Origin of the sequence: Loktanella sp. Alg231-35, assembly GCF_900143545.1 — a bacterium.
GTDB lineage: Bacteria > Pseudomonadota > Alphaproteobacteria > Rhodobacterales > Rhodobacteraceae > Yoonia.
Window position 1 is genome coordinate 264,081 of sequence record NZ_FREV01000005.1, and the last position, 22,700, is coordinate 286,780.

Annotated in this window: 23 protein-coding genes; 9 read left to right on the plus strand and 14 right to left on the minus strand. The window is 58.3% G+C overall.

Going from position 1 to position 22,700, the window contains the following annotated elements:
* Positions 1–34: 34 nt before the first annotated feature.
* Together DHN10_RS14055 and DHN10_RS14060 are read right to left on the minus strand one after the other, a co-directional pair.
* On the minus strand, positions 35–667 hold the full coding sequence (locus DHN10_RS14055; protein WP_108815971.1) for a response regulator transcription factor: 633 nt from the start codon (positions 665–667) through the stop codon (positions 35–37).
* The gene (locus DHN10_RS14060) at positions 664–2,097 is read right to left on the minus strand and encodes a cache domain-containing protein (RefSeq protein ID WP_108815972.1); all 1,434 of its coding nucleotides are present in this window, start codon (positions 2,095–2,097) and stop codon (positions 664–666) included. Before DHN10_RS14060 ends, DHN10_RS14055 begins: the two co-directional genes overlap by 4 nt.
* A 246-nt stretch (positions 2,098–2,343) precedes the next feature.
* Here DHN10_RS14060 and DHN10_RS14065 point away from each other — a divergent pair, with 246 nt between their 5' ends.
* From DHN10_RS14065 to DHN10_RS14075, 3 genes are all read left to right on the plus strand, one after another.
* Positions 2,344–3,426, plus strand: a complete 1,083-nt coding sequence (locus DHN10_RS14065; protein ID WP_108815973.1) for a TRAP transporter substrate-binding protein — start codon at positions 2,344–2,346, stop codon at positions 3,424–3,426.
* A gap of 127 nt (positions 3,427–3,553) precedes the next feature.
* Positions 3,554–4,498: a TRAP transporter small permease subunit gene (locus DHN10_RS14070; protein WP_108816079.1), complete on the plus strand. Its 945-nt coding sequence runs from the start codon at positions 3,554–3,556 to the stop codon at positions 4,496–4,498.
* Positions 4,499–4,515: 17 nt separating this feature from the next.
* Positions 4,516–6,870, plus strand: coding sequence for a TRAP transporter large permease (locus DHN10_RS14075; RefSeq protein ID WP_108815974.1), 2,355 nt, complete (start codon positions 4,516–4,518; stop codon positions 6,868–6,870).
* Positions 6,871–6,940: 70 nt separating this feature from the next.
* Here DHN10_RS14075 and DHN10_RS14080 read toward each other — a convergent pair whose 3' ends face one another.
* From DHN10_RS14080 to DHN10_RS14095, 4 genes are all read right to left on the minus strand, one after another.
* Entirely contained in the window at positions 6,941–7,747 is an 807-nt protein-coding gene (locus DHN10_RS14080; protein ID WP_108815975.1) for an arginyltransferase, read from the minus strand.
* 91 nt (positions 7,748–7,838) lie between these two features.
* Positions 7,839–8,267 (minus strand): RDD family protein, encoded by a 429-nt coding sequence (locus tag DHN10_RS14085; RefSeq protein ID WP_234417139.1) that lies wholly within the window; start codon positions 8,265–8,267, stop codon positions 7,839–7,841.
* An 87-nt stretch (positions 8,268–8,354) separates the two neighbouring features.
* Entirely contained in the window at positions 8,355–8,798 is a 444-nt protein-coding gene (locus DHN10_RS14090; RefSeq protein WP_108815976.1) for a DUF2852 domain-containing protein, read from the minus strand.
* Positions 8,799–8,913: 115 nt separating this feature from the next.
* Positions 8,914–9,384 (minus strand): YbaK/EbsC family protein, encoded by a 471-nt coding sequence (locus DHN10_RS14095; RefSeq protein ID WP_108815977.1) that lies wholly within the window; start codon positions 9,382–9,384, stop codon positions 8,914–8,916.
* 79 nt (positions 9,385–9,463) lie between these two features.
* Between DHN10_RS14095 and DHN10_RS14100 the strand changes: the two genes are divergently transcribed.
* Positions 9,464–12,226 (plus strand): glutamine-synthetase adenylyltransferase, encoded by a 2,763-nt coding sequence (locus DHN10_RS14100; protein WP_108816081.1) that lies wholly within the window; start codon positions 9,464–9,466, stop codon positions 12,224–12,226.
* Positions 12,223–12,498 (plus strand): hypothetical protein, encoded by a 276-nt coding sequence (locus tag DHN10_RS14105; protein WP_108815978.1) that lies wholly within the window; start codon positions 12,223–12,225, stop codon positions 12,496–12,498. Before DHN10_RS14100 ends, DHN10_RS14105 begins: the two co-directional genes overlap by 4 nt.
* A 53-nt stretch (positions 12,499–12,551) precedes the next feature.
* On the opposite strand, the gene eda is transcribed toward DHN10_RS14105, so the two are convergent.
* Both eda and edd read right to left on the minus strand, forming a co-directional pair.
* On the minus strand, positions 12,552–13,190 hold the full coding sequence (gene eda, locus DHN10_RS14110; RefSeq protein ID WP_108815979.1) for a bifunctional 4-hydroxy-2-oxoglutarate aldolase/2-dehydro-3-deoxy-phosphogluconate aldolase: 639 nt from the start codon (positions 13,188–13,190) through the stop codon (positions 12,552–12,554).
* An 81-nt stretch (positions 13,191–13,271) separates the two neighbouring features.
* On the minus strand, positions 13,272–15,077 hold the full coding sequence (edd, locus tag DHN10_RS14115; protein WP_108815980.1) for a phosphogluconate dehydratase: 1,806 nt from the start codon (positions 15,075–15,077) through the stop codon (positions 13,272–13,274).
* A 169-nt stretch (positions 15,078–15,246) separates the two neighbouring features.
* Here edd and DHN10_RS14120 point away from each other — a divergent pair, with 169 nt between their 5' ends.
* The 3 genes from DHN10_RS14120 to DHN10_RS14130 are packed head-to-tail and all read left to right on the plus strand — an operon-like array spanning position 15,247 to position 17,604.
* Positions 15,247–15,801: a DUF6778 family protein gene (locus DHN10_RS14120; protein WP_234417140.1), complete on the plus strand. Its 555-nt coding sequence runs from the start codon at positions 15,247–15,249 to the stop codon at positions 15,799–15,801.
* Positions 15,802–15,856: 55 nt separating this feature from the next.
* On the plus strand, positions 15,857–17,059 hold the full coding sequence (locus tag DHN10_RS14125; protein ID WP_108815981.1) for an RSP_2647 family RNA methyltransferase: 1,203 nt from the start codon (positions 15,857–15,859) through the stop codon (positions 17,057–17,059).
* A complete protein-coding gene (locus DHN10_RS14130; RefSeq protein WP_108815982.1) occupies positions 17,056–17,604 on the plus strand; it encodes an RSP_2648 family PIN domain-containing protein in 549 nt (182 codons plus the stop codon). The genes DHN10_RS14125 and DHN10_RS14130 overlap by 4 nt, the downstream gene beginning before the upstream one ends.
* Before the next feature lie 164 nt (positions 17,605–17,768).
* Here DHN10_RS14130 and DHN10_RS14135 read toward each other — a convergent pair whose 3' ends face one another.
* Complete coding sequence (locus DHN10_RS14135) at positions 17,769–18,458, minus strand: M48 family metallopeptidase (RefSeq protein ID WP_108815983.1); 690 nt, start codon at positions 18,456–18,458, stop codon at positions 17,769–17,771.
* A gap of 306 nt (positions 18,459–18,764) precedes the next feature.
* Between DHN10_RS14135 and DHN10_RS14140 the strand changes: the two genes are divergently transcribed.
* Positions 18,765–19,004 (plus strand): hypothetical protein, encoded by a 240-nt coding sequence (locus DHN10_RS14140; RefSeq protein WP_108815984.1) that lies wholly within the window; start codon positions 18,765–18,767, stop codon positions 19,002–19,004.
* An 11-nt stretch (positions 19,005–19,015) separates the two neighbouring features.
* On the opposite strand, the gene DHN10_RS14145 is transcribed toward DHN10_RS14140, so the two are convergent.
* The 5 genes from DHN10_RS14145 to DHN10_RS14160 form a co-directional block, all read right to left on the minus strand.
* Positions 19,016–20,203: a vWA domain-containing protein gene (locus tag DHN10_RS14145; RefSeq protein WP_108815985.1), complete on the minus strand. Its 1,188-nt coding sequence runs from the start codon at positions 20,201–20,203 to the stop codon at positions 19,016–19,018.
* 4 nt (positions 20,204–20,207) lie between these two features.
* Entirely contained in the window at positions 20,208–20,378 is a 171-nt protein-coding gene (locus DHN10_RS19760; RefSeq protein ID WP_159087005.1) for a hypothetical protein, read from the minus strand.
* Between the two features lie 14 nt (positions 20,379–20,392).
* Positions 20,393–21,736, minus strand: a complete 1,344-nt coding sequence (locus tag DHN10_RS14150; RefSeq protein ID WP_108815986.1) for a DUF2927 domain-containing protein — start codon at positions 21,734–21,736, stop codon at positions 20,393–20,395.
* Positions 21,733–22,191: a GNAT family N-acetyltransferase gene (locus DHN10_RS14155; protein WP_108815987.1), complete on the minus strand. Its 459-nt coding sequence runs from the start codon at positions 22,189–22,191 to the stop codon at positions 21,733–21,735. Before DHN10_RS14155 ends, DHN10_RS14150 begins: the two co-directional genes overlap by 4 nt.
* A 156-nt stretch (positions 22,192–22,347) precedes the next feature.
* Positions 22,348–22,575: a hypothetical protein gene (locus DHN10_RS14160; protein WP_108815988.1), complete on the minus strand. Its 228-nt coding sequence runs from the start codon at positions 22,573–22,575 to the stop codon at positions 22,348–22,350.
* Positions 22,576–22,700: the final 125 nt, after the last annotated feature.

The window sequence follows — 22,700 nt, forward strand, 5'->3', positions numbered from 1 at the left end:
AGCATCGGTTGCGGGCGTTTTGCATTGTGTGGGGCTAAATCCCGGTGCCCTGCAACACGCCATGTTCCATCGCATAGCGCGTCAGCCCGGCGGTTGAGCTGATCCCCAGTTTGCGTTTGATGTTCTTGCGGTGCGTCTCGACCGTCCGCACCGAAATATCAAGCGCGTTGGCGACCTCTTTGTTGGATCGCCCCTGCGCCAGTTCCAACAGGATTGTCTGTTCCCGCCCGGTCAGCGCTTCGCGCCCGTCGCTGATTTTCGGCTCCAACGCGCGTTTCGCGCCGGTACAAAGGTATTCTTCCCCGGCCATAACCGTTTCGATTGCCGTCTTGATTTCGTCAGTGGGCACATCCTTGAGGATATACCCCCGCGCGCCGTGGCTGAGCGCGGTAGAGATGTATTCAGGGCTGTCGTGCATCGACAGGATCAAGATGCGGGTGTCGGGTCGCTCTTCAAGGATCATCTCGGAGGCGGACAAGCCTGACAGCCCCGGCATGTTCAGATCAAGCAGGATCACATCGGGGCTCAACTCGTTGACCCGATCCACGGCCTCTTGCCCGTTGCCAAGTGTGCCGACAACTTCGATATCCTCGTAACTTTCCAGCAGGGATTGAATGCCTTCGGCGACCATCGGGTGGTCATCTACGATCAAAACGCGGGTCGTCATGCGCTTTCCTTTGTTGTGTTCTGGGGGCGCAGCATATGGGTGAGGGGCACTTGCGCCTCGATCACGGTGCCGGTTTTGCCGGTGCGTGCTGAAAGCACACGCAGGGTGCCGCCCAGTTGTTCAACCCGTTCTTGCATATTGCGCATGCCAAGGCCACCAACGCGCCGCCGATCGGGTTGAGGCCAGACCATGCCTTTGCCGTCGTCCGTGATCCGCAGGAAGGCGCCCTTGCGCTGCCCCTTAAGGGATATCTGTACATTGGAGGCCTCAGCATGCCGCTCGATATTGGTCAGCGCCTCTTGGGCGATCCGGTAAAGTGCGATCCGTGCTTCCTGATCCAGACGGTTGCGGAACACTACGGTTTCGAACTCGGTTTCGATCCCGGTGCGGGTGCTGAAATCATCCGTCAGCGATTGCAGGGCGGGGCCCAGTCCCAGATCGTCCAGCACGCCGGGGCGCAGGTCGCGGCTGATGCGTCGGACTTCTTGAATGGTTGATCCCAACCCATCGAGCCCCTTGTTAAGGCTTTCGGTTGTGGCCGGATCACCGCCCAGTTTGCGTTTGGTCAGTTCCAGCGCGTAACGCACGCCGACCAGCATCTGACTGATCCCGTCATGCAATTCACGCGCCACGCGCCCGCGTTCTTCTTCCTGTGTGTCAATGATCCGCTGGGTCAACTGCTTAAGCTTGGCATCCGCCAGCCGCCTTTCACGCAGGTTCAGCACCATGCCAGTCATAAAGACACCAATCAGTGCAGCCGTCGCAATGGCCACAATATAAAGCGAGGTAGTTCTGATCCGCCGTTCCACATCGGCGCGGGCCACGGCCACGTTTTCCAGAATGTCGTCGATGAACACGCCAGTGCCAATGGCCCACCGCCAGTCCTGCAATCCGTTGACATAGACGATCATACGTTCGGTCTCCCCGGTAGAGGGCTTGGGCCAATCAAAGCTGTGATACCCGCCGCCGGTGCGGGCAATGCGGATCAGCTCGTCTGTGATTGGCGTGCCGTTAAGGTCTTCGAGACCGGTCCAGTTTTTGCCGATCAGATAGGTTTGGCGGGGCGCCACAAGGTTGGTGCCATCGTAGTCGTAGACAAAGAAATAGCCGTCCTGCCCATAAAGCATCGCCGCCAACTCTCGGCTGACGGCCAGTTTCGCGGCTTCGTCATCAGGCGCGGCGCGGCCATAGGTGTTCACGACCGCCGTGCGCGCAATCGACAGGTAGTTCTTAAGTTCCTCGCGTTTGGTGTCGATCAACTGGGTCTCAAGCGCCTGAATTTCACGCTCGGCCAGCTGTCGTGACTGTGCAGTGACGACCAAAGTAATCAGCGTGACCGCCACGATCAGGGGCAGGGTGGCCAGCAGGAAAACCTTCTGGCCGTAGCTGATACTGAAATAGTCGCGCAGGCGCGAAAGCAGGGCTGTCATGGCGGAATCGTTAGAGAAGAATCACCTGCGAATCAAATGCCAAGAGGGGGTAGCCCAGCCAGGCAGAATATCTGTTAGCGCCTAAACAACGGGCAGAATTGGTCAGAAAATGTGACAAAGGCGGCATTTCTACGCAGTACTACGGATATTACAAGAATGTCACGCCAGCTAGGCTCTGCGACACGAATCCATCGATACGCCATGTGATTGGCGTTGTCTGATGTAACAACCGGGAGGATACAATATATGGATCGTCGTTCATTTCTAAAGAATTCAGCACTGGGTGGCACAGCTGCCGCCGCAACAGCGCTTGCTGCCCCTGCATATGCACAGGGCAATCGCACGCTGACGCTGGTCACAACATGGGGCCGTGGCCTTGCTGGTGTACATGACGCCGCACAGCGCGCCGCTGACACAATCACCGCCATGTCCGGTGGCTCGCTTACGATCGACCTGAAAGCTGCTGGCGAATTGGTTGGTGCGTTTGAAGTATTTGACGCGGTCACATCCGGTCAGGCCGACATGTACCACGGAGCAGACTACTACTTTGTTGGTCAGCATCCAGGCTATGCGTTCTTCACATCCGTGCCATTTGGCATGACACCACAGGAAATCTCAAACTGGTACTATCAGGGTGAAGGTCAGGCGTTCCACGATGAGCTGGGCTCGATCTTTGGTCTGAAGTCCTTCCTTGCTGGTAACACAGGCCCACAGGCTGGTGGCTGGTTCTCGAAAGAGATCGCAGGCCCAGAAGATTTCCAGGGTCTGAAGTTCCGTATGCCGGGTCTTGGTGGTCAGGCGCTGGGTCGCATGGGTGCGTCCGTACAGAACCTGCCAGGCGCAGAAGTGTATCAGGCGCTGGCCTCTGGTGCGATTGACGGCACAGAGTGGATCGGCCCGTGGGCGGACGAAAAGGCTGGTTTCCAGGAAATCACCAAGTTCTACTACACAGCCGGCATGCACGAGCCGGGTGCGGCGCTGTCTTTGGCCACGAACCTTGATGTGTTCGAAAGCCTGAGCCCCGAGCACCAGAAGATCATCGAGATCGCATCTGGTGAAGCACACCAGTGGAACCTCGCCCAGTTCATGAACAACAACGGTGCAGCACTTCAGCGTTTGCAGGCCGGTGGTGTGAAGGTTCTGGAATTCCCTGACTCTGTCTGGGATGCGATGGGTGCTGCTGCACGCGAAACAATGGACCAGTACAATGGCGACGACATTTATGATCGTCTGCGTGCCAGCTACAACGCGTCCATGGCTGCCTCTTCCGGCTGGATCACACAATCCGAAGGTGCTTACCGCGCCCAGCGTGACCGCGTGATGGGCTAAGGCCCTGCGCCGGATCATAGTTTTATGATCTAAACCAATGTGAGGGCCCGATGCGGATGCATAGGGCCCTCTCGACAAGTGCTGCACGGGGCGTGCGCGCAGATAAAAGCCAAGACGGGGGATGACCATGGGCCTGGTTGAAGCATGGGGCGGCAACGCCGCGGGTTGGTTTTTCGCCAACCTGATCGAAGCCTACTACAACTTATTTTATGCATTCTTGCATCCCAGCGAATGGCTGTCGTGGCTGCCATCAATCAATGGCGCCATGGAAACAGAGCAAAAAGAAGCCCTGATGCGCTTTATCTATTATGGTGCCTCGGTCGAGTTCTTCTTTGTGGTCTTCGCGATCTTCCTGACCGTTACAATCATCGGCTTTATCAGCAACCGCTTCATGTGGGGCTGCGTGCGCGGCCTCGAAGGATTTGCCAATATCGTAGGTCGCACCGCCGCATGGGCAGGCCTGCTGATGGTCTTGCAGCAGGTTATCATCATCTTCATGCAGCGCGTCTTTGCGGTGTCAGAGATCAGCCTTGGCTTTGGCGTCACCTTCACCAAGGACGTCAGCTGGTGGTCGGAAGAATTGAAATTCTACAACGCCATTATCGTCTGTCTTTGCGCCGCATATACGTTTGTCCAAGGTGGTCACGTGCGCGTCGACCTTGTTTATTCCGCGATCAGCTACCGCGCCAAGCGCGTGATCGACATGATCGGTTCCATGGTGTTGATGGTGCCTGCGGCGGTCCTGACATGGTTATATGGTTGGTTCTTCCTATGGCGGCATCTGGTGGTGCCAAATCCATCCGCCTCGGACAGCCTTGAACGTTTGCTGACCAAGGCGCGTGCTTTGCGCTGGAACATTGAAACCATCGGCTTTTCGCCAAACGGCTTTAACGCGTATTTCCTTTTCAAGGTTTTGCTGGTGACCTTCACCGCGATGATCCTTTTGCAAGCTGTCGCCTTCTTCTTCCGGTCCTATTTGGAATGGAAAGAAGGGCCGGAAAGCGAAGGCAAGTACCTTGATAAAGACAGGCTGGGCGATGACACCGCCGAACTTGTCGCAGACATTCACTAAATTAGGGCGGTAGACACATGCTTTTCGGATTAGATGGCATCGAAGTCGGTATTATTATCGTCTTTCTGACACTCTTTGCAGGGATCCTGTCAGGTTTCCCTGTGGCATTCGCAATCTCTGGCTCGGCGGTGATTTCATTCGCGATTATTGCGGCGCTTGATAGTTCCGGCCTGTTGATCCATGCCGCTGTTGACACCAATTCGGCCGAATACGCAGCGCTGATCGCCGAAGGGGTCCGACCGGACGCCATCTCGGTCTTCCGGTTCCCTGAATTGCCGCGCTACGAGGACGTGTTGTTCCCGTCAGGTTGGGAAGTGGCATTGGACCGCAACGTCAGCTTTGTCGTGAACCGCATGAACGAACGTGTGCTGGCTGGTCAGTCGATCGAAACGTTGCTTGCCGTCGTGATGTTCGTGATGATGGGCATCGTGTTGGAGCGGTCGCGCATTGCCGATGAATTGCTGACAACCATGGCAAAGGTATTCGGCCCGCTGCCCGGTGGTCTGGCCGTGTCGATCGTGATCGTGGGTGCATTCCTTGCTGCCTCAACCGGCATTGTTGGTGCGACGGTCGTGACCATGGGCCTACTGGCGCTGCCAACCATGTTGAAGAACGGGTATTCGCCGCAGCTTTCCACGGGTGTCATCGCGGCCTCGGGGACGCTCGGGCAGATCATCCCGCCGTCAATTGTAATCGTCTTGTTGGGCACTTTGGCAGGCGACCTTTATTCCGCGGCACAAGAAGACCGCGCGCGGCTTGCTGGCTGTTCCGACGCGTTGACCTATCTGGGCGAGCCCGCGGTTGTATCCGTCGGTACGCTGTTTCAGGCGGCTTTGCTACCGGGCATATTGCTGGCGGTTCTTTATGCGGGCTACGCCTTTGTCTTTGCGCTGATCAACCCATCAAAGGCCCCACCGGTGCAGTTTGCCGATGATGGCACGGGTGAAGTTGTCACGCGCAGTGAAGGTTTCACATGGTTCCTTGCGGTGCCTGTAGGGATCATCGGGCTGGCCATCGGTCTGAACCAAACGAACCTTGTCGGCACACAAACCGTGATCGTGGACAGCTTTACCGATGCCGGGCAAACCGCGTCCTTGCGCACCAACGTCGGTGACGAATGTGCCGCTGCGATGCTAGAGTTGCATGGCGAAGAGGCGTGGAGCACGGCATTGGCCGAACAGGCTGCGATTGACGACGCCGGTGGCGTTGTAGAGGCGCGCGCGCTGTCCGTGGAAGAGCGTGCAGCCCTTGTTCAGGAACGCGTGGCCTCTGCGGCACCAATTGGCAGCGGCATTGCAATCACCGCCGTGCTGCTGGGTCTGATGTTGGCGCTGGCACGGGGTGTGGCACCGTCTGCCGATCACCGTCCGCTGATTGTCGGGGCAGTGGGGATCGGGCTGCTGTTGCTGACCGATATCGTGCTGATCTCGCCACTGACAACGCCGGGCGTCACAACGTTGCTGATCGCGATCCCCTTGATCGTCACCTACTTTGGCCTGCGGCCAGCGGCCAAGATGCTGGCAAGCAATGAGATCCTGCGCGTGGTCTTCCCGCCGCTCGTGCTGATCGTGGCTGTGCTGGGTTCCATCCTTGGTGGGATCACCAACCCGACACCGGCGGCAGCGCTGGGTGCGGGTGGCGCGATCCTGCTCGCGACCTACCGCAAGCTGAATGATCAGGAGCGTTCTGGCCGCATGGTGCTGCTGACGGCAGGGGCCATTGTGCTGATGTTGATTATTGGTGTGAACTTCGACATGCGGCTGGGCCAAGAGGTGGTGCTGCTGGAAAACCGCATCGCCTATATGGTTGCTTTCGCCTGCTTCCTCTTCGCGATGTTTGGTCTGCTCTGGTCTTGCTGGGTGCTGATCGCAGGCGGTGTTCTGGCGCCGGTTGTACGCGAGACGGCGAAAGTGACCTCGATGGTCTTTACCATCCTGATCGGCTCGCAATTGCTGAACCTCGTGCTGATCTCTTTCGGAGGCGAACACTATATCCAGCAGTTCCTGCGCTCGTTCGATAACGAATGGACGGTGTTCCTGTTGGTCATGCTGGTGCTGTTCGTGCTGGGCTTTGTGCTCGATTTCCTGGAGATCATCTACATCGTGATCCCCATCGTCGGACCGGTTATTTATGGCGGCACGTTTGATCCCAAATGGGTGACAATCATGATCGCGGTGAACCTGCAAACCTCGTTCCTGACGCCGCCCTTTGGCTTTGCGCTGTTCTATTTGCGCGGGGTTGCGCCCAAGTCGATCACGACAGGGCAGATTTACAAAGGCGTCATGCCCTTCATCGGCATTCAGGTGGCTGGGTTGCTGTTGTTGGCCTTCTTCCCGGCGGTGGTTACGATTGTGCCGAACCTGCTAAACTGACGCGGGCGAACAGGCATCAAAGAAGGGCGGAGCCAATGGCGCCGCCCTTTTTGGTTTGACGTATATCGGTTCAGTTGCGCCCGTCAGGCAGATCAATCCGCGCAACTTGTTCGGCAATCGGATCGGTCGAAAGGGGATGCACATCAGCGCTATAGGCCTCTGGATCACCCAACGGCTGCCAGACCTCGTTGCGGTAAACCTCCAGGCCTTGGAATTTGGCCTTATAGTCCATCTTGGGGCTGCCCGGCACCCAATAGCCAAGGTAGACATATGGCAGGCCCAATTCGCGGGCGATACGGATATGGTCAAGGATCACATAGGTGCCCAGCGAAAGACGCTCAGACGCGGGATCAAAGAATGAATAGACCATCGACAGGCCATCATCGAGGATATCGGTCAGGCACACCGCGCTGAGCGTATTGCCATCAGTATATTCGATAAGACGCGAGCGGATCGGCGTTTCCTCGACCATTGCCGCAAATTCGAACATATCCATATCCGCCATCCCGCCAGAGGCATGACGGCCATCCAGGTATTCGCGGAACAGATCAAACTGTTCTTCGGTAGCCCAGGGCGACGTGGCCCGGCGCGTCAGATGGGCGGCGCGTTTGTCCACGCGGCGCTGGCTGCGGCTGGGCTCAAAATTGGCGATGTTGATGCGGGCCGACATACAGGCCGAACATTCTGCACAGGAGGGGCGATAAAGCACATTCTGCGAGCGGCGAAAGCCTTGCTTGGACAATGCGTCATTGAGTTTTTCGGCCGTGTCGCCTTGCAGGGCGGTAAACAACTTCCGCTCCATCCGGCCCTGAAGATAAGGGCAGGGCTGCGGGGCAGTCACATAGAACTGCGGGGCTATTGGAAGCGTGTGGCGCATGAAAATCCCGATCGTCTTGGGCAGAGATTAACAATCGATTCACCATACGCCAAGCCCCGGAAGGGTCACATGCTTAACGCCGCTGATAGCGCTACCGGCTGGCGTGGACCGCTGTGGTGCCAAGCAGGTGATCTGTCAGGCCCTGGCCGCGCGGTGTGACCAGCATCAAAATGATCGAGATCAGTTGCAGCGGTGGCACCGCGACGCTGACCGAATAACCAAATGTATGGGCCAATGCGAGGCCGGAACTTAACGCAGCGCCGTGGTGATCGCGCAGGCCAATGCCCATAATGCGCATACCCCAGGTCGCCGATCCGCCCGCAATGGTGAACCAGCGGTAGATAAATCCGACAACCAGCATCAGGACCGGAAAGAAGAAGACACCGGTAAAAGCGGTGAAGGGCAGGATCAGCGTACAGAGCAGTGCGATCAACACCATGTCCAGCACCCAGGCGATGCCGCGCTTGAAAGGGACGCCTGCGTAATACCGGGCGTCAGACGCGTGAGGGGTGTCATCCATGGAATAGGTCATGATTATCTCTGGGTTGCGAAAAAAATAGTGGGCGGCCTGCCGGGGAAACAGGCCGCCCATGTCGGGCCGTTGCGCTTATGCAGTCGCAGGGCCGGTGTTAAAGTCGTCATCTTCGTCTTCGGTCATCTTCTTGGCGCGGTCGTCCATGAATTGATCGAACTCTGCCTTGTCCTTGGCGTCACGCAGACGCTTGAGGAAGGCTTCAAAGTTGTCCTGCTCTTCTTCCAGACGGCGCAGGGTTTCGGACTTGTAGGCGTCAAATGCGCTGTTGCCGGATGATTTGCCCATGTGACGGGCGCGGCTGCGGGTCATTGATTTGCAAGAAGAATTGAACATGCGTTTACTCCAGATCATATACGCAAGAAGGGCGAGGCCGACGGGCCAGATGAAGATAAAACCGAGAACCATGGCGGCGATCCATGCGCCTTTGCCACGTTCATCAAGCCAGGATTCAGCACGGGCAAAAAACCCTGGGCGATGATCGATGGCCATCGGGGAAGGGGTTGCGGCGGTGTTCATGGTTGGGCTCCTTGATTGGGTTTAGGTCAATGTGAATGTCTTTCACATCACCGATATCGGGGTGCGCCCGGATATTATCAAGGGATAATGTAAATGTTTTTTACATTTACTTTTATTACACTGTAAAATCAGCGAGTTGCGCGCCAGAGATTTCCACAAGTCGTTGGGGGTCAATCGGGAAAATATGGCGTGGCGTGCCCGCAGCCGCATAAATAACTGCAAATTCCGCCAATCGCGGATCGAAAAAGCCTGCGATCGGGTTCAAATGCCCGACAGGGGCGACGCCACCAATGGCAAAGCCGGTCTGCGCCCGGATCAATGCGGCATCGGCTTTGCCCAAAGGCTCGCCCGCGACAGCACTTGCCTTGGCTGCGTCCACCTGATTGCCCCCCGCGGTGATAAACAGAATGGCCTTGCCACTGTCTTGCCCTGCGAAAATCACGGATTTGGCGATCTGATCCAGATGACACCCAGCAGCATCAGCCGCCTGTTGCGCTGTGCGGGTCTCTGGCCCCAGTTCCAGTGGTGTGATGTCCAATCCTGCCTCGGTCAAAGCACGGATCACGCGTTTCAGGCTCTTGCTCATGATAGTCATGTCCCTTTTGGGCATGTTTACCGATGCGATCTGGATTGACCAGCGCGCGGTGCCCAACCACTGTACGCATATGTCTTTTCTTGACCGCCTGACCCGATGCCCACATGCCTTTGACCCCGAAAGGGGACAGGATGCGCTTGCCGCGCTGCCAGACTTGCCGCCTGCTTTGTCCGATGTTGTGGCGGGTGCCGCCGGATGCAGCCCCTATCTGGCCGACCTTCTGCGCCGCGAGGCCGCGTGGATCGTGCCCGCCTTCGACGATCCTGAGGCCGCCGTTGCAACCCTGCTAAAAGGCATCCCACTTATCGCATTGGACACCTTGCCGCTGGCGCTGCGTGAGGCCAAGCGCCGTATCGCCCTGATCACGGCCCTTGCCGATCTTGGTGGGGTCTGGCCTTTGGAAACTGTCACACAAGTGCTGAGCGATTTTGCGGATGCAGCCGTGCAGGCCGCAATCACGCAACTGGTCGCCGCAGAGGTCGCCCGTGGCAAACTGCCCGCTGGGGGGGATCCGGCCTTGGCCTGCGGTATGGTGGTGCTCGCGATGGGCAAAATGGGCGCGGGCGAGCTGAATTACTCGTCTGACATCGATCTGATCTGCCTGTTTGATGAAACGCAATTTGATCCTGACGACTATCATGAGGTGCGCGCGGCCTTCATCCGCGTCACCCGCAAGATGACGGCCATCCTGTCGGAAATGCGTGATGGTGGTTACGTGTTCCGAACTGACCTGCGGCTGCGCCCTGATGCCTCTGTCACGCCGGTCTGCCTGTCGATGGAAACGGCCGAGCGCTATTATGAAAGTGTCGGGCGCACTTGGGAACGCGCGGCCTATATCAAGGCACGTGCCTGTGCCGGTGATATTCCTGCGGGCAACCGGTTTTTGAAAACCCTGCGCCCCTTTGTCTGGCGCAAGCACCTTGATTTCGCTGCCATACAAGACGCCCACGACATGCGCCTGCGGATCAGGAACCACAAAGGCCTGCATGGGCCGTTGGTGCTAGAGGGCCACAATATCAAACTGGGGCGCGGTGGGATCCGCGAGATCGAGTTCTTTACACAAACACGCCAGCTGATCGCCGGGGGGCGGGACCCTGATCTGCGGGCACGCGGCACCTATGAAGGGCTGATCCATCTGGCCAATGCTGACTGGCTTCCGCAAGAGACGGCACAGCGGCTCTACGACCACTACAGCGCGCATCGAGAATTGGAGCATCGCCTGCAAATGATCAACGATGCCCAGACCCAAACCCTGCCAACCGATGCCGAAGGCTTTGCCCGGCTTGCGGCCTTTATGGGGCAAGAGGTTGATGCGTTTCGCGCAGAGCTGACGGCGCGGCTGGACGATGTGCATCAACTGACCGAAGGGTTTTTCGCGCCTGATCAGCCGACGGCAACGCCGAAATCTGACTGGGGTGCCGCAACGATCGCGCGCTGGCACAGTTATCCCGCCCTACGCTCGGCCCGTGCGAGCGAGATTTTCGACCGCCTCGTGCCGGGGATCATGGCGCGCCTGCAAGAGGCTGCCAAACCCGAAGAGGCGCTGGCGCAGTTTGATGGGTTTCTTGCCGGGCTGCCCGCAGGTGTGCAGCTGTTTTCGCTGTTTGAGGCCAATCCGCAGCTTACTCAATTGATCGTCGATATATGCGCGACTGCACCAGCGCTGGCGCAATATCTGTCGCGCAATGCAGGCGTGCTGGACGCGGTGATCGGTGGGACGTTTTTCAGCGATTGGCCGGGGGCCGAGGCTTTGCAAACGGAACTGTCGGCGCTGTTGGCCAGCATTGACGATTATGAAAGCCAGCTAATCGCGACCCGTCGCTGGGCCAAGGAATGGCATTTTCGGATTGGCGTGCATCACCTGCGCGGCCTGATCGATGCCGACCAAAGCAGTGTGCAATACGCCGCATTGGCCAGTGCAGTCACCGCCGCCCTGTGGCCTGTCATTGTGGCTGAATTTGCGCGCAAACATGGGCCACCACCGGGGCGCGGTGGGGCTGTCGTGGCAATGGGATCATTGGGGGCAGGGCATCTAACAGCAACCTCTGATCTTGATCTGATCGTGATCTATGATGCCTGCGGACAAGAGGCCTCGGACGGGCGGCGCCCTTTGGCAACGCGACCCTATTTTGCCCGGCTAACGCAGGCATTGGTTACAGCGCTCAGCGCGCCAATGTCCGAAGGACGGCTTTATGAGGTAGACATGCGCTTGCGGCCGTCGGGACGGCAAGGGCCGGTGGCGACGGCGCTGGCTGCCTTCACCGATTATCAGCGCACCGAAGCCTGGACTTGGGAACATCTGGCGCTAACCCGCGCACACGTGGTTGCGGGTGATCCTGAACTGCAGGCCGACATCGAGGGCTTTCGCCAAACGCTGCTGCAAGAGAAATCACAAGGTGCAACAATCATCGCCGATGTGGTCGACATGCGCCGCCGGATTGCAGAGGCCAAGCCCGACACAAACCTCTGGGACATGAAAATCGGACCGGGGCGGATGCAAGATATTGAGCTTTTTGCCCAAACAGCGGCCCTGCGCGCAGGCGCACCTGTGCGCGATTTGCAAGGACAATTCGCTGTTGGCGTCGCGGGTGGGTGGTTGAATGCCGCTGATGTGCAGGCATTGTCGCAGGCGGCTGCGCTTTTCTGGCGATTGCAAACACTCGCGCGATTGCTCACCGGGGAAGTCATGAATATTGACACGCTGGGCGAAGGGGCAAAGCGGCTGGTGTTGCGACAGACACAGACCCAGACCGTTGCGGAACTGGCGGAAAGGATTGAACATGCAGCAGAACGATCAGCGCAGATTATCTCTGGCGCATTGGATGTGTCATGACTGAGGTCACGCTTTTTGACCCCAAAGGTTTGATCCGCGAGGCTTTTGCGATCGAAGGGATTGGTGCGCCCGAATGCCGAAGCATCTTTTTGGATTGGGCGCTAGGGGTACCACCTTCCAAAGACGCGCAGGATGAAGTTCGCAAGCTGCTGGGGCATTACTTGCCACAACAACCCGCAGAACATCCGATGATCGCCACACTGCAAGCGGCCCTGAAAGAGGCGAAACCGCCACGGCGTCGCGGTGGTCGGCAGGGCAGATTAGCGCAGTAGGAACAAGGCGGCGGGGCCTACCAGTTCTGTAGGCCGCCCCGGCGCCGGACGTCTCAGGTAAGTGCAGCGGCCTCTTGTGCAAGCGCCGTAATCCCGGCCCAATCGCCCGCTGCGACCTTATCTTTTGGGGCAACCCACGATCCGCCAACGCAAAGCGTGTTGCTCAGCCCCAAATAGTAACCCGCGTTCTTGAGGCTCACACCACCTGTGGGGCAGAACTTGACTTGCGGGATCGGCGCGCCGATGGCCTTGAGCGCGGGCGCGCCGCCATTTGCTTCGGCGGGGAAGAACTTTTGCACGGTATAGCCGCGTTCCAGCAGGCGCATCGCTTCGGATGCAGTGGCCGTGCCGGGCAAGAGTGGCAGGTCATTTGCTTCGCAGGCGTCCAGCAGGATATCGGTGGCACCGGGTGACACACCAAAGGTCGCACCTGCCGCTTTGGCCGCTTCGACGTCCTTGGGGGTCAGCAATGTGCCCGCGCCGACAACGCCGCCGGGAACCGCCGCCATTTCGCGGATGGCGTCCAATGCAGCGGGGGTGCGCAGGGTCACCTCAAGTGCGGGCAGGCCGCCAGCAACCAACGCGCGGGCGAGGTCTGCGGCGATGCCGGCGTCGTCGATCACCAGAACAGGCACAACAGGGGCCAGAAGGCAGACTTTGGCGGCGGCGGCGGATGCGTCTTGTGGAGTCATTGCATTAATCCTTGGTGTGGTGCCCTTGGCAGTTGTGAGAGCTTCGGGCGGAAGTTTGATTGGGCATAGAAAACAGGGAGTTTAGACCACAACGCCCGCCCCATTTGCGGCAAGGCCGACGTTCTGGCGGAACACCTCAAAGAGTTCGCGACCCACGCCGGTGCCATTGCCGGTCAGATCGGCCGTGGCTGGGGGGCGGCTGCTCAGGTCCACATCTTTCACCTTAATCGTACCGGTTGTAGCGTCCAACCGGATGATATCGCCGTCGCGTACCATGGCGATGGGTCCGCCATCTGCGGCTTCGGGACAGACGTGGATGACAGAAGGCACTTTGCCGGACGCGCCGGACATGCGCCCGTCGGTCACAAGTGCAACCTTAAGTCCACGATCCTGCAACACAGCCATCGTTGGCGTCAGGCCGTGCAATTCAGGCATGCCGTTGGATTTGGGACCTTGGAAGCGCACAACGATAACCGTGTCATGGGTCAACTCGCCTGCTTTGAAGGCGTCTTTGACGGCGTCTTGTGTGTGGAACACGCGGGCAGGGGCTTCGATGATGTGGCGCTCTGGGGCTACGGCAGAGGTTTTGATCACACCGCGCCCAAGGTTACCTGCCAGCTGTGTCAGACCACCGGTTTTCTGGAATGGGTCTGTGGCGGGGCGCAGAATTTTGTCGTTCTGCGTTTCACCCGCGCCCGCAACGTATTTGACGCGACCATCGGCAAGTTGCGGTTCCTGACTATAAAGGTTCAGCCCAGCACCAGCGACGGTTTTCACATCGTCGTGCAGCAGGCCAGCATTCAGCAACTCGCCAATCATATAGCTAAGCCCACCAGCGGCATGGAAATGGTTCACATCCGCCAGACCATTGGGATAGACTTTGGCCATCAGCGGCGTGATTGCGGACAAATCACTGAAGTCTTCCAGATCAAGGATAATCCCTGCGGCCTTGGCCATTGCGGGCAGATGAATGACAAGGTTGGTCGACCCACCCGTTGCCATCAGCCCCACAAGACCGTTCACAAAGGCCTTTTCATCCAGAATATCGCAAACCGGCGTGTAATCATTGCCAATGGCGGTGATCTCAAGCGCGCGCTCTGTTGCTGCTGTGGTCAGCGCATCGCGCAGGGGCGTGCCGGGATTGACGAAAGATGCGCCGGGCAGGTGCAGTCCCATGAATTCCATCAGCATCTGGTTGGAGTTTGCAGTGCCATAGAAGGTACAAGTGCCGGGGCCGTGGTAACTGGCCATTTCGGCCTTCATCAGTTCCTTGCGGTCGATATTGCCTTTGGCAAATTCCTGACGGACACGGGCCTTTTCATCATTGGGCAGGCCCGACACCATCGGCCCTGCAGGCATGAAAATACCGGGGATATAGCCAAAGGTGGCGGCGGCCATGACAAGGCCGGGCACAATCTTATCGCAGACGCCCAGATATACGGCGGCGTCAAAGGTGTTGTGCGACAGGCCAACGCCCGCAGCCAATGCAATGACATCGCGCGAAAAGAGCGACAGCTCCATACCAGTTTGGCCTTGGGTCACCCCATCACACATCGCAGGCACTCCGCCTGCAACCTGCGCTGTGCCGCCAGCCGCACGTGCCGCAGCGCGGATCAGGTCGGGATAGGTTTCAAACGGCTGATGCGCCGAAAGCATATCATTGTAGGCCGTGATGATACCAAGGTTAGGGCTGCGTTCAGCAGTGAGCGCGTCCTTGTCGTCACCCATAGCGGCATAGGCATGGGCCTGATTACCACAGGTCAGATGGCTGCGGCGCGGCCCTTCGGCGGCGGCGCGGGCCATGTTATCAAGGTATTTTTGGCGCGGTCCCTCGGATCGGGCGCGGATTCGGTCGGTGACAGCGGTGAGTGTTGGGTGAAGCGGCATGGCGTCCCTCGCAGAGGTCAGTTTCGCCCGCTCCTTAGCATCGCGTGTTAGCGCTAACAAGAGGTGATCGTCGCCAATATGGCCACAATCTTGTCACGACTGTTGCATACCTTTTCCACAGGGGCGCGCAATACAACAATCTTAAGATAAGATTAAGAGGCTCTCCCTCATGCATAGACGAACGGTGATCGCAGCACCCTTTTTTCTGGCTTTGGCTGGTTGTGGCATTCCGATTGGAAAATCGAGCGAGCCGCGCCTTGAAGTCAGCCGCGACTACAACCTGCGCGGCTTTGCCTTTGTCGCACAGGACGGTCTGACGGTGTCAGAGCGCGAGAATTATTATCCGACAGGTGACATCGTTTGGCGGGGCGACCCGCGCGGGCCGCGCGTGGAGCAGATCGGCACAATGTTTACCGAAGCCGCAAACCGAAACAAGGCCGCCCTGAACGGTGGCCAGCCGGTCAATGTGGCGGTGACGTTGGTGCGGTTCCACGGTGTGACGAACCGGACGCGGTACAGCATCGGCGGCGTCTATAATGTGATCTTTGATATCACGATCATGGATGCCGCGTCGGGTGCGGTGATCGAACCGACACGTCGTGTGCTGGGCAATCTTGACGCACCCGGTGGCGAGAAAGCAGTACAGTTGGAAGAAGCAGGGCAAACACAAAAAGTACGTGTCACAGATTTCCTGACCCGTCTGTTGAGCGAGCAACTGATCTGATCCCCTGCGCGTTGCAGGCTTTTCAGTACCGGGCAGAGCAGGTAAGGGGCGGGGTATGACAGATACATCCCCCTCACAGCCCGTCGTCCGGCTGATCCCCAAAGCCGAAGCGCGGGCCATCCGCCATGGTTTCCCATGGGTCTACGCCAATGAATTGGTCATGGACCGACGCACGCGCAAATTGGCCCCCGGTAGCCTTGCAAACCTCGAAGACGCCAGCCGAACGCCGATGGGCGTTGTGGCGGTTAATCCGGCCTCCAAGATCATCTGCCGGATGTTGGACCAAGACCCCGACGCGGTAATTGACCAGAATTGGTTTGCCGCAAAATTTACCCGCGCATTGGCACACCGCGCGCGGCTTTATGACGCCCCATTCTACCGGCTGATCCATGCCGAGGCTGATGGCTTGCCGGGCGTTGTGATCGACCGCTTTGGCGATCTGGCCGTGGTGCAGCCCAATGCCGCCTGGGCGGATGTGCTGATTGCGCCGCTAGTGGCGGCGCTGCAAGAGGTCACAGGGGTCACAACCGTGGTGATGAACGGCACGGGCCGGGCGCGCAGCCTTGAAGGGCTGGAGGAACGCACCGAGGTTCTGGCAGGTGCTGCCCCGACCGAACCCGTACCCGTTCCGATGAACGGGGCCACCTACATGGCCGATGTGATGAGCGGTCAGAAAACTGGCCTGTTCTTTGACCAACGACCAAACCACGCCTTTGCCGCCAGCCTGTCAAAGGGTGCGGCGGTGCTAGATGTCTTTTCCCATGTCGGCGGGTTTGGTTTGGCCGCATTGGCCAATGATGCCGCCTCGGTGTTGGCTGTCGACGGCTCTGCCCCGGCGCTGGAACTGGCCGCGGCAGGTGCGGCAGCGATGAAAGTCACCGACCGTTTCACAACGCGCAAAGGGGACGCCTTTGACGTGTTGGGCGCCTTGGGCGAGGAGGGGGCCAATTTCGATGTTGTGGTCTGTGATCCGCCTGCATTTGCCCCGTCCAAACCGTCACTGGACGCCGGGTTGCGCGCCTATGAACGCGTGGCGCGATTGGCCGCCCCTCTGGTGGCCGAAGGCGGCTATCTGGTGCTGTGTTCGTGCTCGCATGCCGCTGATTTGACCAAATTCCGCAATGCCTGCTCGCGCGGTATCGGCCGGGGCGGGCGCCGAGGGCAGATCATCCACACAGGCTTTGCCGGGCCTGACCATCCATTGATGCCGCATCTGGCCGAAAGCGGCTATCTCAAGGTGCTTGTCTACCGCCTATGAGGGTGATGCTGGACGCCTGCGTACTTTATCCCACCGTGATGCGCGAGGTGCTTTTGGGCTGCGCGCAACAGGGGCTGTTCGAGGCGCGCTGGTCTGAGCGTATCCTAGAGGAATGGGCGCGGGCAGCAGGCAAGCTGGGACCGGCACAAGAGGTTTGGGCGCGCGGCGAAATTGCAACGCTGGCAGCAAAGTTTCCAAAAGCGTCAGTGCGTTATGCAGCAGAGTTAGAGCAGCGCTACTGGCTACCAGACGCCGCCGATATCCACGTGCTGACGGCGGCTGTTGTCGGATCCTGTGACGGCATCCTGACGATGAACGCCAAGGATTTTCCAAAAAACCTTTTGGGGGATGAGGCGCTGTTACGCTGGGACCCCGATGGGTTTGCTTTGCTGTTACTGGCAGATGCCCCGGAACAGGTCCGGGGCGTGGCAAATACGGTTTTGGCCGAGGCAAACAGGCTGTCAGAGCAGCCATGGACCATGCGGGCCTTGATGAAGAAGGCGCGGATGCCACGGTTAGGCAAGGCCTTAGAGGCATCAGGCTAAGGCTCGAAGGGTTAGGAAAAAGGGCATGGAAACCCCATCTGGGATGCCCATGCCCAACCGTAATATCGTCACTCAAAAAGGTCTTATAGTAACTTGGAAAAGGTTAACGCGCTGGCGCGTCCGGTTCTGTGTCCGATCACACAGTTCGTCGGCGCGGGGGTTATTTAGGCGCCCGTGTTCCACTTTGCTTCATTCGCCTCGATCGCGGCGATGCGCTGCGGCGTTTTGGGGTGGCTCATCATCCATGCGGGTGTCGCGGCACCCCGCGCGCCGGTAAGTGTTTCCAATTTCTCAAACAGGGTCTTTTGCGGCGCCGTTCCAATCCCTGCCTTGACCAAAAGGGCCGAAGCATAGGCGTCTGCTTCAAATTCATCACCGCGTGACAGGCGCGCGGCCAGCAGGCTGGTTAACAGGCCCGCAATCCATGGGCCGATGCCCGGAACGAAACGACCTATGATCATGGCCAACGCAGTGCGCATGGCATTCTGCCCTGAAAAGTCGATCATCCGGCGTCGCGAATGGCCCAAGGCAACATGGCCCAACTCATGGGCGATGACGGTTGCCATCTCTTCTGATGTGACCTCGCCCGCGCGGTATTTGTTGAAGAACCCGCGGGTGATGAAGATACGGCCATCAGGCGCGGCAAGGCCGTTGACCGGGTCAATCTCATAAATATGCACCTTGATACGTTTGATATCGAGCGCCTTGGCCATCCGGTCCATCAGTGCCTTGAGGGTCGGATCAGCCAGCTCCGTCGATTTCTGGTCCAGCTCGCGCGATGTGCGCCAGACAGAAAAGCGATACATCGCAAGGCCATATAGCACGGCAAGCAGGATCGGAGCGAGTTTGATCATGGGTAAGATATGGGGTGATCCCCTGGCGTTCTCAAGCCCCGCAGGCCTGTAGTTTTGGAACGGTGTAGAGACGCCTTGTTTGGCAAACAAACCGGCCCTTCTTCGATGATGCCTTAATGATACCTTAGATTCGTCGAAGCTTCTTCCCATTTTTACGATCAAAAGCTGGTCACATTGCTGTTCGCCTGTGGACGCCTCCAAGCCGCAAGCAGCAGCAAGGGGCCAGTTTTGAAGACGTAAGTCGCGTCTTTTTAACATGACCTTTCTGGTTTTTTAGTTGGTACCTCAAGGTTACGGAGCAGACAAATGGCTGACACTACTCAGAAAACAAGCATTCCACCCAATGGCGCTTTCCCGGCAGTCGTTGGTTTTGTTACGGCTGCGCTTCATGCGATCGACAAAGTGTGGATATCTCAGGGGGTCGCAAATGCCCGGCTGCGCAAAGTTGAGAAGTTGAACGCGAAATCGGACGAAGATTTAGCCAAACTGGGCTTGCACCGCGATGATATCATCAGGATCGTCTTCCGGGACAGAATTGACACCTAAGCGGGCAGTCACTAACGCCCCAGCGCCTTCATTCCGGTTTCGATCCCTGCAAGCGTCATGGGCACCATGCGATCTGCACCGAAAACCTCTTGAATCATCTGGATCGATTGGGTGTGGGGCCAATAGCGCTGATCGAGCGGATTGATCCACAGATGGTTTGGCCATTGGTCGCGGGCGCGTTCCAGCCATGTCTGGCCCGCCTCTGCGTTCCAATGTTCATTGGCCCCACCAGTAAAGGCGATTTCGTAAGGGGACATGCTGGCGTCGCCCACGAAAATGCATTTGTAGTCAGGACCATAGGTGCGCAGCACGTCCCATGTCGGTGTTTGCGCGTTCCAGCGGCGGCGGTTGTCTTTCCACACGCCCTCGTAAAGGCAATTGTGGAAATAGAAGTACTCAAAATGTTTGAATTCGGACTTGGCGGCGCTGAACAGTTCTTCCACCACTTTGATATGCGGGTCCATTGACCCGCCGATATCGAGAAATAGCAGAACTTTGACCGCATTGCGTCGCTCGGGCCGGGTTTGGACATCCAGATAGCCGTGTTCGGCAGTTGCCCGGATTGTGCCGTTCAGGTCCAGTTCTTCATGTGCCCCGTCGCGCGCCCAGCGGCGCAGGCGTTTCAGCGCGACCTTGATGTTGCGCGTTCCCAACTCGACCGTGTCATCAAGGTTCTTGAATTCGCGCTTGTCCCAGACCTTGACCGCGCGCTGGTGGCGGCTTTCGTTCTGACCAACGCGCACGCCTTCGGGGTTATAGCCATAGGCCCCAAACGGCGACGTGCCAGCGGTGCCGACCCATTTGCTGCCGCCCTGATGGCGGCCTTTCTGTTCTTCGAGCCGTTTCTTGAGCGTTTCCATCAGCTTGTCAAAGCCACCCAGCGCTTCAATCTCGGCCTTTTCTGCGTCGCTCAGGTGCTTCTCGGCCAGTTTTTCAAGCCAGTCGGCGGGGATATCGACCGCATTCAGCACTGCCTCGTCCGGGATCCGGTCAAGCCCTTCAAAGGTGGCGGCAAAGGCGCGGTCAAATTTGTCCAGATGGCGCTCGTCTTTGACCATGATGGTGCGGGCCAGAAAATAGAACGCCTCGACATCATAGGTTGCCAGCCCCGCCTTCATGCCTTCCAGAAACGACAGGAATTCGCGCAGGGAAACCGGAACACCGTTGCTACGCAAGTTGTCGAAGAACGGCAGGAACATCGCGTCAGACGTAGCTGCGTTCGATGAAGATCAGAACAAATAGCCCAATCACCCCAAAGAGGATCGCAAAAGCAGCCCCCCATTGCAGCATATCGAGCGGCTTGCCACCGCGCACTTTGGCCCGGAACGCCCCAAGAATGGCACCAATCACAAACCCTGTTAGTGGAAAGATCATCTCGTAAGCCCTTGTTAGCTAGGCGGAATATCCGGTGGCAATGAGGCGATTTCATTAAGGCGGTCAATCACCTCGTCGCGGCTGCCGAACCCATAAAGCCCCCATCCCAGACTGTCCAGTCGCAGCGCCATGCCTGCGTCGGTATCACCTTGTAGGTCCAATGCTTCGGCTTTGAACATCATCAAGAGCGCCAGCAGGGCTGCGTTCTCGTGTTTGTCAGCAATCGGGATGGCCCGATCTGTGATGGCAATTGTGGCCTCTGCATTGCCGGATATCAGCGTGAAGGCCGCCAATTGCACAGCAATATGGGCAGAGTGGATATCGGTGACAGGGCTTTGCCCGTAAACCCGGCGCGCGGCATTGAAGGCCCCCAATGCCAGTGTCGCGTCATTGCCGATTTGCAGTCGCCCATAGACGTAATTGGCAAACCCTTCGCGCGGGCCGGTCCAGCCCAGTGATTGCCCGATGGCAATAGCCCGGCTCGCGGCCTGTCTGCGGCGGCTGTTGGAGGTCTCACTTAGGGCAAGCTCCATCGCGTTGATCCATTCGCGCGATGTATCAGACGGGATTTGTCCGCCGCGCCGCTGGCCGCGCGGGTTCAGGCGGCGCAAGATGCGGGGCAGGCGTTCGGCGACCTGTTGTTCAGACATCCCGCTTTGCAATTCAGGGGAATAGTAGGCCCGCAGGATCAGCATATCAAAGCCGGTTAACACGGCATGGATATTGTCATCATTAAAGACAGAGTCGGGCAGGCGGTAAAGATCATTGAGCGGCCCCAGCGCCTGTGCCAGTTCCTCATGCAGGCAATCGCGGATTTCCTGTGGTGTTACGTCTGAGGGCAGAAAAATCGCGGTCTTTTCGCGTTGCCGCAGCGTTGTCCAATCCAGCGTTGGGGTGTTGCGGGCGGCCCGCAATTCGGCCCAGCTTTGCACGCGGGGCACCACAAAGCAGGCGGCGTTGGGGGCCACACGTTGCAAGGTGCGGTTGGGCACGGCCTCGATCACGATATTGGCGTCATCTTCAGAGGTGAACCGAATGTCGATGCGCGCCTCGCGGCGCAGCCGGTTGAGCAGATCGGTCAGATCATTGACGGTTGTCTGGGTGACAGGCCCTTTGACGCGCACAGTGATGGGGCCTTCGAACCGCGACAGCACCGGCAGCTTGCGCCCGCTTTCCATCCGAAAGGAAAGGTCAATAAAATCCAGCGCAATTTCGGAATTGGGCCGCGTGGATGGGCCGGGGCTGGCGGCGCTAAAGCGGCTGGCCTGAGGGAAATCAAGGCGGATCGGGTCCGGCCCTGTGGGCGTCTGTGCGCAAGCGGCCAGAACGGCAAAGGCGAGGACAATAAGATGCTTCATGCGGGGCGCTGATATTTGATGAAATTGGTGTGCTGGCCGACCCGGTCATAAAGCCTGCGGCCTGCCGCGTTGTCATCTTGGGTTAGCCAATAGACAGCAGGTGCGCCCGCGTCATCAGCGGCGGCATAAACCGCCTCGATCAACTTGCGCCCGATGCCTGTACCGCGCACGGCAGGGTCGGCATAGAGATCTTGCAGGTAGCAGACGTTTTCGACGCGCCAGCAATGGCGGTGAAATAGATAATGGACCAGCCCAACAACGCGCCCGTCCTGTTCGGCAACAAAGGCGTTGAAATCTGCACTGTCGCAGCCCAGCAAGCGCGCAAATGTACTTTGATGGACGGCCTCGGCTACGCCGGATTTGTAGAATGTCAGGTAGGCGGTCCAAAGATCGCGCCAAACGGCTTCGTCCTCGGCCACCAGTGGGCGAATTGTAACGGAAGTAGTGGCAGACATATGGTTGCTCGTGTTCGACTTTGGCTGACAATAGCGGGGTTTGGGGGCTTGGCCAGTTAATTCGCCTTAGGGTGTAACATGCGGGCCATATCGCGCCCGCATGGCATCATTTCAACCCATGACGGACTGTGCGCTTCGCCCTTGCCCTGACCCCAGCTACATGCGGGATCGGCGCAACGCGCGGATATCTTCCACTGACAGGCGCCCTGCATTTCGCTGTCTTTCAACATCCGCTATCTGCCGCGCCACCACGTCTTCCCATGCCAGCACTGCGGTTGCAAAGAACCAACTTGACGCCCAGGTCATGAACAAAACGCTTCCCAGCGCATTCAGGCGGGTTGGGATCACCTCCCAGGTCAATGGCTCTCCTTGACGATATCCCATTCGCTATTGCTCTTTGCACAGTTTGGGCGGCGCAGCTGCGAGCCAAAGGAACAGGCGGAACTCAATACATCAACAAATGTGATTTTAAATAGTTGAATCATTCGTTTTTAGAATGATCCAATATC